Source organism: Candidatus Viridilinea mediisalina, assembly GCF_002532535.1.
In the GTDB taxonomy this organism is placed as follows: domain Bacteria; phylum Chloroflexota; class Chloroflexia; order Chloroflexales; family Chloroflexaceae; genus Viridilinea; species Viridilinea mediisalina.
This window is the reverse complement of sequence record NZ_NQWI01000002.1, coordinates 104,497-114,198: the sequence shown is the minus strand read 5'-3', so window position 1 is coordinate 114,198 and position 9,702 is coordinate 104,497. Positions and strand designations below refer to the sequence as shown.

General features: G+C 57.3%; 8 protein-coding genes. 2 read left to right on the top strand and 6 right to left on the bottom strand.

Features of this window, described 5'->3' with window-relative positions; genetic code table 11:
• Positions 1-206: 206 nt before the first annotated feature.
• Both CJ255_RS01105 and recN read left to right on the top strand, forming a co-directional pair.
• The gene (locus CJ255_RS01105) at positions 207-1,421 is read left to right on the top strand and encodes a Zn-dependent hydrolase (RefSeq protein WP_245863096.1); all 1,215 of its coding nucleotides are present in this window, start codon (positions 207-209) and stop codon (positions 1,419-1,421) included.
• 128 nt (positions 1,422-1,549) lie between these two features.
• On the top strand, positions 1,550-3,361 hold the full coding sequence (gene recN / locus CJ255_RS01100; protein ID WP_097642242.1) for a DNA repair protein RecN: 1,812 nt from the start codon (positions 1,550-1,552) through the stop codon (positions 3,359-3,361).
• Between the two features lie 96 nt (positions 3,362-3,457).
• Here the strand turns inward: recN and CJ255_RS01095 are convergent, their stop codons facing one another.
• The 6 genes from CJ255_RS01095 to CJ255_RS01070 form a co-directional block, all read right to left on the bottom strand.
• A complete protein-coding gene (locus tag CJ255_RS01095; protein WP_097642241.1) occupies positions 3,458-4,003 on the bottom strand; it encodes a hypothetical protein in 546 nt (181 codons plus the stop codon).
• A 392-nt stretch (positions 4,004-4,395) separates the two neighbouring features.
• A complete protein-coding gene (locus CJ255_RS01090; RefSeq protein ID WP_097642240.1) occupies positions 4,396-4,710 on the bottom strand; it encodes a DUF4388 domain-containing protein in 315 nt (104 codons plus the stop codon).
• 153 nt (positions 4,711-4,863) lie between these two features.
• A complete protein-coding gene (locus tag CJ255_RS01085) occupies positions 4,864-5,448 on the bottom strand; it encodes a GTP-binding protein (RefSeq protein WP_097642239.1) in 585 nt (194 codons plus the stop codon).
• 10 nt (positions 5,449-5,458) lie between these two features.
• Positions 5,459-5,938 carry a roadblock/LC7 domain-containing protein gene (locus tag CJ255_RS01080; RefSeq protein ID WP_097642238.1) on the bottom strand — a complete coding sequence of 160 codons (480 nt, stop codon included), beginning with the start codon at positions 5,936-5,938 and terminating at the stop codon, positions 5,459-5,461.
• Between the two features lie 186 nt (positions 5,939-6,124).
• Positions 6,125-8,227, bottom strand: a complete 2,103-nt coding sequence (locus CJ255_RS01075) for a sensor histidine kinase (RefSeq protein ID WP_097642237.1) — start codon at positions 8,225-8,227, stop codon at positions 6,125-6,127.
• A gap of 21 nt (positions 8,228-8,248) precedes the next feature.
• A complete protein-coding gene (locus CJ255_RS01070; protein WP_097642236.1) occupies positions 8,249-9,343 on the bottom strand; it encodes a hypothetical protein in 1,095 nt (364 codons plus the stop codon).
• Between the last annotated feature and the right edge of the window lie 359 nt (positions 9,344-9,702).

Below are 9,702 nucleotides of genomic sequence, written 5' to 3'. Positions count from 1 at the left end.
AAAAAGCTCTGGGCCGCGCCGCTTGGCTTCGACAGGCTGGTTTCGGCAGGCTCAACCACCGAGCCAGCGGCGCGGTGGTTGAGCCTGTCATCCTTCATCCTTCATCCCTCATCCTTCATCCCTCATCCTTCATCCCTCATCCTTCATCCTTCATCCTTCATCCTTCATCCCTCATCCCTCATCCCTCATAAAGGCAACCAAATCCTATGCACCACGAACTTGCCCCGACGGTTATGGCCCGCTGCGATGAGTTGGCCACCCTGAGTTGTGATGCCCACACGTTGACCCGCCCGGCCTATATGCCCGCTATGCGTGCGGCTCATAACCGGGTCAGTAGTTGGATGCGCGCTGCGGGTATGACGGTCTATGAGGATGCGGCTGGTAATCTGGTTGGTAGCTACCCAGCCAACCGCTCCGCTGCCCGCACCCTGATTATCGGCGCACACCTTGATACGGTGCGTGATGCTGGTCGCTACAATGGTAGCTTGGGGCTGTTGGTGGCCATTGCAGCGGTCGAGGCGCTCCATCGGCAAGAACGGCGCTTGGCTGCGGCGATTGATGTGGTGGCCTTTGCCAATACGGAGGGGCTGCGCTTTGCCCCCGCTTGCACCGGCAGCCTGGCTCTGACGGGCCAATTGCCCAAAGATGCCTTGTATGCCCAAGATGAAACCGGGGTGAGCCTTGAGGCGGCTATCCGTGAGTTTGGTGGCGATCCAGAGCATTTGGCCCAGGATGCCCGCCGCCCGGAAGATCTGCTGGGCTACCTAGAGGTACAGATCGGGCCAACGCTTGAGGCGCAGGGTCAACCCCTTGGGCTCGTGACGGCCATTGCAGGCGCGACCCATGCCCAGCTTACGCTACGCGGCACAGCGGGCCACGCGGGGGCGCTGCCGATGAATTTGCGCCACGATGCGCTCGCTGGTGCCGCCCAGTTGATCCTCGCTGCCGAAAAGATCGCCCAGACGACGCCCGGCCTTGTGGCTACGATTGGGCAACTCGCCCTCCACCCCAACGCGCACAATGTCATCCCTGGGCAGGTGCGCTTGAGCCTTGATCTGCGCCATCCAGACGACGACCTGCGTTTGCAAGCGTTGAATGACCTGCAAGAGCGTGCCATGGCCTTAGCACAACAGCGTGGCCTGCAACTTACGTGGGAAGAAGTTCAGAGCCACCCCGCATGTACCCTTACACCTACATTCTGTGCGCGGCTGCAACAAGCCATTGAGTCTGCCGGGTGTACCCCCGTAGCACTCACAAGTGGGACGCTGCACGATGCAGCGATCCTTGCCACCTTCACCAACAGCGCCATGCTCTTGGTGCCCTCGCGCAGCGGCCTCAGCCATCAGCCCAGCGAGGCGGTTGCGCCGGAAGCTGTGGCTGCTGCCATTGCAGCCGTGGGGCGTTTCTTGGAGTCGTTATAACGTACAATTGTAGATTGTAGATTGTAGATTGTAGATTGCCGAACATGGCGTTCCAATGGGCTTTCGCGTTTTTGATGCTGCGGTATGTTCAAGGGTAGTTGGTATATATTGCGTCGGGTGAAACAATTATGCTCCTTGAGCTTCAGATTAGTGATTTTGCGATCATTGACCGCCTTCACCTCCGGTTGGGTGAGGGCTTCAATGTGTTGACCGGCGAGACCGGGGCGGGCAAGTCTATTATCATTGATGCGCTGGGCACCTTGCGCGGCGAGAAAGCCGATGTGAGCTTTGTCCGCACGGGCTGCCCGCGGGCCCGCATCGAGGGCGTCTTTAGCCTCGATGATTGCCCTACCCTGATTCCGCTGCTGCGCGAGTATGATCTGCTCGAAGATGATGATGGCCAGGTGATTCTGACCCGCGAAATCAGTGCCGAATCGGGCCGTAGCGTCGCCCGCATCAATCGGCGTGCGGTCAATACCAGCCTTTTGCGCGAGATTGGTGGGCAATTGATTGATATTCATGGCCAGCATGAGGGCCAATCGCTCTTTAATGTACGCACCCATCTCGATCTGCTTGACCGCTTTGGCGAACTGCTGCCGCTGCGGGCCAAGGTGTCCGAACAGGTGGTGCGCCTGCGTCACATCCGTGATGAATTGGCCGATCTGCGGCGCAACGAGGCCCGCCGCCAGCAGCGCATTGAGGAACTGAGCTTTCTACTCGAAGATGTCAGCGCCGCCCAACCAAAGCCGAACGAAGAGGCCGAGTTGGCCCGCGAGCGCCAGGTGGTGCAGCATGCCACGCGCATCACTGGGTTAGCCGCCGATGCCTACGCCGATCTCTATGGCGGACGCGAAGAAGGGCGTGGCCCCGTGCGCCCAGTCGTCGAGTTGATGGCTGCGGTTGCAAATGCCCTCGAAGAGTTAGCCCGCCTTGATCCAGCAGCCCAGACCCTGGCCACCACAGCCAATGAGTTGCACTACCAACTCGATGATCTCGCCACCAGCCTACGCGACTACCGGCTAGCCCTTGATGTGGAAGAGGGGCGCATTGATACGATTGAAGATCGCCTGACTGTGCTGCGCGAATTGCAACGCAAGTATGGCGGTAACCTCCAGCAACTGCTGGAACGTGCCGCCAATGCCGAGCACGAGATCGAGCGCCTGAGTAATAGCGCCGTCCATATTGCCGACCTGGAACGCCAAGAAGCTACCGTGCTTGAGGTTTTGGGCACGCTTGCGGGTGAACTCTCGCAGCGCCGCCGCGAGATTGGCGATCAATTGGCGCGGCAGATAGAAGATGCAATGGGCGATCTGGCGATGCCCAATGTGCGCTTCCATGTACGCATGAACCAGAGTCCAGACCCACTGGGGCCGCCGGTGCTCAATGCGGACGGCGCACGTCTAGCATGCGATAAGCACGGCATTGATCAGGTGGAATTCATGATCGCGCCCAACCCAGGCGAACCGCTCAAGCCCCTTGCGAAGGTCGCGTCGGGCGGCGAGAGCGCCCGGCTGCTCTTGGCGCTCAAATCGATCCTCGCCCGCGTAGATGAAGTCGCCACACTGATCTTTGACGAGATTGACGTGGGCGTAGGCGGGCGCGCGGGCCAAGTGGTTGGTCAAAAACTCTGGACTATCACCACCAGCCACCAGGTCATCTGCATCACCCACCTGCCCCAAGTGGCCGCCTTCGCCGATGCCCACTACCACATCAGTAAACTCGTGGAGGCTGAACGGACACGCACCAGCATCAAGCGCCTCGACGAGAACCAACGCATCAGTGAGTTGGCCGCCATGCTCGACGGCACCCCCAGTGAGCATAGTAAAGCCAATGCCCGCGAGATTATCGAACGAGCATTGGCGTGGAAGAACAGAGGAACAGAGGAACAGAGGAACAGAGGAACAGAGGAACAGAGGAACAGAAGAACAGAAGAACGGTAGAACAGACAAACCTCTGGGTGTAGTGGAGGAACAGGGGAGCAGACACACCGCTGGGTGTGTTGGTATGGCGGCGTAGCCGTCATACCACAACACACCCTACATGAACGTAGAGTTAGCGTAGGACTGAGTGGGGAGCGCATAGGGCTGTTTGGGCTGCACCATGGGCTGGCAGGCCTGCGCTTCAGCAACAATGAGCTCAATGTGACTCTGGGAGACAAGGTTCTGCTGTACCAAGAGGATGCCCAAGGGTACCGCGTGGTTCTGAGTACGCAGCCAAGACTGCAACTGAAGCACACCGGCTAGATGGCGTGGCTTGAGCATATGCCGTACAACCAAGTGCTCACCCAAGCGCATCGGCTGGAAGGGGCTTGGATCCACGATGCGATCCATCAATTGCACCGCCAGCATGGTTGCCAACACACGGGTACTAATCATCGCTTGGTTAACCATAAGATCACCAAGCATAAGCACCCGTCCCTCGCTAACAGCCTGCTGCTGCTGTGTAATCACTTTTACCAGTTGGTTGGGACGGATATAGCCATAACCAAGTAGGTAGCTCCCCAAGGGCATGCGCGCCCGCTCGGCGGGCATAGCCCAAGCACGATAAAGCGGCGGTTCCAGATTGAGCGTCTCAGCAAGCATATGGGCAATGCTCGCAAACGTGTCAGGCGTAAGGGAAAGCGAATGGGAACGGTTGGGTGCTGATGGTACACATGCTAGAGTTGCATTCACAGTAGCCCTCCTGTGGCGGTCTTAATGAAGCGCACGTCTGGCCCTTATCACAATGTTAGGATGGGGCCAGACAAGCACACCCTAATACAATCTCAAGGCACACCATGGCCTAGCTGGGATTGAAAACCGACGACAGTGAAGGAATTCTATTGCTGCGCCATAGTTGTTCTGGCTTAAAGTTGCCCTAAGAACAATTGACGGCACGCAGTAATTATACAAAAATAATCTTGCTGTATGGTTAAGATGCTCTATCGTACAATGACGAAGATACCCTAGATCCGGTGCAGAGGCTGGGCATCGTCCTATGCCATCAACTCATCGCGCTGGCGTGCTGCTTCGAGCAGCAGCCCCTCCGGCTCGGCGGCCATCGTGGGCGCAAAGTGTTCGGGCAACTGGCCGACCCGGAAGAGGCCATTCGACCAACTCATGAGCTTGTAGATCGCATCCGGCCCTTCAATCCCTTCACACTTCGCGGCAATAATCATGCCTTCGCTCAGGCAGATGTGGGCATTGGCATCGGTGCGCCACGCCTCGATCTGAACCGAACGACGCTCGTGGCAGAGGGTCTGGATGAGTGCTGCGACACTGATGGTGTTGAAGCTCCCTTGAAGAAACATGGTGTACTCCTTAGGGAAGGATACAGAAATAGGAAATAGGAAATAGGAAATAGGAAATAGGAAATAGGAAATAGGAAAATAGGCGCAACGCTTTTGGCATATGAGTGCCAAACCTTTGCGGCTTTGCGCGAGCTTATGTGCAAGGTATTGCGCCTAGACCGCCTGGTGAGCAGCAGCAATAACGCCGCTCATACTCGCCTTGAGCGTATCGAAGACCCCATAGCCCTTAATGGCGACCGCCTCGAAGGTGGGGTAGCCTTTGATCGGCAGACGCCGCCGGATTTCGGGAATCGAAAGGGTGTTGGGCACATCACGCTTGTTGATCTGCACCACAATCGGGAAGGTCTTCAGATCATAGCCAAGCTCCACGAGGTGACGTTCCATCGAACGCCAAAGCTCCGCATTGTCGTCCATGCGATCTGCTTGGGAATCGACCACAAAGACAACCCCATCAGCGCCTTGCAGAATAAGGCGACGACTTGTATCGTAATACACCTGTCCAGGGACAGTGTAGAGTTTGAATTTGGGCTTCAGATTAGCCACCTGACCGACTTCAAGCTGGAGGAAGTCGAAGAGCAGCGTGCGATCCTGGTGGGTCTTGAGCGAGATAAGTTGGCTACGCAACTTCTGAGGGGTACGGGCATAGATGAACTGCAAGTTGGTGGTCTTGCCACTCATCCCAGCGCCATAGTAGACAATCTTGAGATTGATCTCACCTTGTGACCAGTTGATAAACATGCTTGGCCTCCTACCAAATGTTGTCGATTTGAGCGTTGAAGGATGCTACAAAGTCGTCACTCATAACCAAAGGCGGGGGCGTCATTGCCGCAGTACCAACCACCTCGAGGATGCGTTCGCCGGTGCGCTTCACGGCGAGCCGTGACCAGCCAATCGGCACATCTACAGCGGTAGCAATGAGCAGAACCAGCCCCTCACCCACCCGCGAGACCAAGATTGTCATCTCGTCGTGTTCTTGGATAATCATGTTACAAGCGCGCTTGCCACCAAGCAAGCGAGCGATCTCCATGGTGGCCATCAGGTCGCCTGCGGCCAATGCCGCCAAGCTGACCAGATCAAGTTCGGCCTGCTCGGTCCAACTTGCCAACTCTTGGCCACTGAGATCGCAGAGGAAGGCGCAACGCATATGGGCCTGTTGACTCAATTGCCCTAGCAAGCCGTGAATGGCTGTCAACTGTGAAGCTGAAAGCACGGGTTGTGAACGGTACATCAGGACGCTCCTGTTAACGATGAGCCTGCTACGGAAAGCGCCAAAAAGCGCTCTCCTTAACATTGTAATATCAAAATGGGCGATCATACATAGCAGAAAGGTATGATTCCCGGTCATGTTGTGTGTAGGCTAGGTAGCCCATAGAGCAAACCACCTTCAGTACATGAACATTTGTGCAACGTTCAACTACTTCTGCGCAAGCAGTTTATGCAACTCGGTCAGCGGATCCGGTTTGGGCTCCCAATTCTCATCTGCTGCGGATTGGAGGGGGGCAGTACTAGAGGGGATACGCAGGGAGAAGATGCTGCCATTATCGGGATGGCTGGCGATCCAAATTTCGCCGCCGTGTTCTTCTACCACCGCTTTAGCAAGAGTGAGGCCAAGGCCACGCCCCGACACTGCGGCGCGTTGGGCGCTGGCCCCCCGGTAGAAGGGTTCGCAGACGTACTTGATCTCCTCAGCACTGAGGCCATAGCCGGTATCTTCAATCGTCACCAAGATTTGGCCCGCTTCATGGCGGGCACTGACGCGAATGCGGGCACCACGGGGGCTATACTTACTGGCATTGTCAATCAGGGCATCAAGCACACGAATGAGGGCACTCTCGGAACCAATGACGCGGGGCAGCCCGGGCATGGGGTCAATGCTCACATTCTGACCACGGCGGCCAAATTCGGCGTAGCGTGCCCCAACGACCGCTTCAATCAAGAGGTCGAGGCGAATCGGCAGGTGGCCGGCTTGGGCATTGAGCCGGACTTGGCCAAGTGCCAGCAGATCGCTCACCAATAGGGCCATTTCACTGTTGAGGCGGGCAATCTGGCCCATAATGCGGGCATACTGCTCATTGAGGCCATCGGGCGCAGGCTTGGTGGTAATCAGCCGGTGCAGCTCGCGCAGGGGCGTTTGAATAATGCCTGAGAAGTTATAGAGAAAATTTTCGCTCGCCTCACCTGAAGGGGCAGGGTGCGCACTCGCTGCCGCCGAGGTTGGAGTATGCAGAATAAAAACCCAGAGGGCATCACCGAGGCCATTCACACTCACACTGGTGCTGGTGCCATCGGGCAGGGTAACATTGCCCTGCACACTCCCTTCATTCATCAATGCCTCACTGAAGAGCGGGGCCAAACAAGCGGCACCACTCTCCATGATGGTTTCCTGTTGCTCACTAGGTCCAAGGTTGAGGATGCGCGAAGCGGCTGCGGTGGCACGCATCAAGCGCCCTTGGGCATCCACCAGCACTGCGGCCCCATCCAGGTTATCGAAGAGGGCTGCAACATCCCGGATGAAGCCACTGCTGCTTTGACGCGCCGGGGCAGCGGCGGGGGCCGGGGCAGCAGCGGGGGGCCGAGGCGCGGGGGCAACAGCACGTCGTTTTTGCTGTTGCTGGGCCGCCGAAATGAGGACACCCATACCATTCAGTTGGGCGCGGGCTGCACTGCTGATCGGGCGGGGGCTAGTAAGCAGCAGCAGACCCCAACAGGTGCGTTGCTGCAACAGCGGCACAACCGTCAACGTCTTGCCCGCCGTCCAACTCCGTACCTCTTCCGCGAGCTTATTGTCGGCAACGATACTAGGGCGACCACTCGCCCGCAGATTTTTGATAATATCTTCAGGCAGCGGCAAGGTCGCAGGTGCTTCAGCGCCGATGCTGGCCAAACAGCGGATGTGGGCCTTATCGCCCTCAAGCTGGCCAAGGAGGGCCCGCTCGATCGTGTGGGAACGCAGCACCTGAAGCACTTCAGGCGCATGAAAAAGGCTCGGCAGATCGGGGTAGGCGTTGAATGCTTGGCCCAAGCTAAACCATGCGTGTTCGCTCGGCAGCATGGCGGGCAATGCCGCCTGGTTCAAGGCCGGATCGGCCAGCAGCGCTGCAACCAGCAGCGCAATAAAGGTCTGCTGCGGTTCAACGGCGGCCCGTTCGGGCAACTCAAGCGCCTCATTGCTCAGTTGGATCAGCGTCATCGCCGCGAGATCCACTTGATCAGGATCACTCAGCATGAGACAACGGAAAGCATCCCCTTCCGCATGGGTCAACAACGCAATAGCAGCCTGTTCACCCGCAAGCACCAAAAAGGGATCACTTGCACCCGTCCCTGGAATAATTGCGCCCCCATCGAGATCACTGAGCAAACCACCGAGCAAAAGCAAACTCTGCTGATCATTGGGTCGGCAGGTACGAATATGGTCAGCCACCTGGCGCACCTGCTCATGGCTCAAGAGCGCCCCATCGGTGGGCGGGATACCAAGCAACGGGGGCAATGAAAAGGTGGAGGCTGGATCGCTGGGCATGAATGGTTCCTCCTAGCTAAACTAAACCGAGACCTCAGCGGTAAGCATGCGCTGCATCATCTGAAGCAGGCCAAGCACATCACGCGCAGCATACTGGGGCAGTGCTTGGCCAATGGTTTCGATCAATATATCGTAGCTACGATGCAGCGGTCGATCGGGCAGGCCCTGACTAGCGAACCACTGCTGCATCCAGCGGGTATAGCCCGCTAATGGCTCCGTATTGCGCGTGGCCAGGCTATCAATCGTGTAGGCCATATACCAACTGACCTCCATCATCGTTTCGGGGCTATTGGGTGCGAGCCCTTCGGCAATTAGTCGTTCAGCAACCGCATGCATAATCCCTTGTTGGGCCTGGAGCAGCATGCCACAGGTTTCGTCCTCATAGTTGAGGCTCGAACTCGCACGAAAGAGCAGATTGCGCCCACTCTCAGCCGGGCCGGGGGGCAGATGCTGCTCCATAGCCTGAACAAAGAGCCAGATGACCTGTTGGAGATGGGCCGTACTGAGGCCACGGGCAAGCATACTCTGGCGCAGCACAGGCAGATATTCAGCCATCAGTTCAGGCTTACTGGTGCCTAGTGTATCAACCATATAGGCCACAAAGTACCAGAGGTCATAGAGGAAATTGGCGCGCCCCTCGGCGCCATAGGCTGCCACCCAGTGCCAATGCTGATCAAACGTTGCAGCGGCCACCGTTTCAACCAACTGATTCTGGGCTTCCGCAATGGCTTGGGAGGAGGGATTGGGATAGGCCAACGCATCAAGAGCCTCTTGGATATAGCCCATGATTTCAGGTTGCCAATACTCAGGCACCTTCTGGGTAATTTCATGCCACATATACATGTACAAGGTACGCAAGTGGCCCCCAGAACAGCCAAAGCCAAGGATTTGGTCGCGGCGCCAGCGCGTATGATCCTCAAAAATCATTGGCGAACGATAGCGAATACTCTGGATCAAAATTGAAAGATTACGATCCATATCAAGATTGAGGCGTACCTGAATTTCATCGCCAAAGCGTTGCACCCAAAAAGGGTCGTGCATGGCATGGCCCACCGTCGCTTCAACAATCGCGGCGCGGTGGGTTTCGAGCAGGCGGGCAATCTCAAGGTGCTGCATAGCTTCTCCCTATAAGGAGCCACAGAGAGGGCTTTGGGATGCCCTCGCTGGCCCTCACCCCCTAGATCCTTCGGCAGACTCTGGTTCGACAGGCTCACCAACCGGGCACCGCCTCCCTCACGTTCGTAGTGCCGACGTTAGTCGGCATCCGGGGGTTGTCGGCGACCTCAGCCGACTAACGTCGGCACTACCTAATCTCTCACGTTCGTAGTGCCGACGTTAGTTGGCATCCGGGGGTTGTTGGCGACCTCAGCCGACTAACGTCGGCACTACCTAATCTCTCACGTTCGTAGTGCCGACGTTAGTCGGCATCCGGGGGTTGTTGGCGACCTCAGCCGACTAACGTCGGCACTACCTAT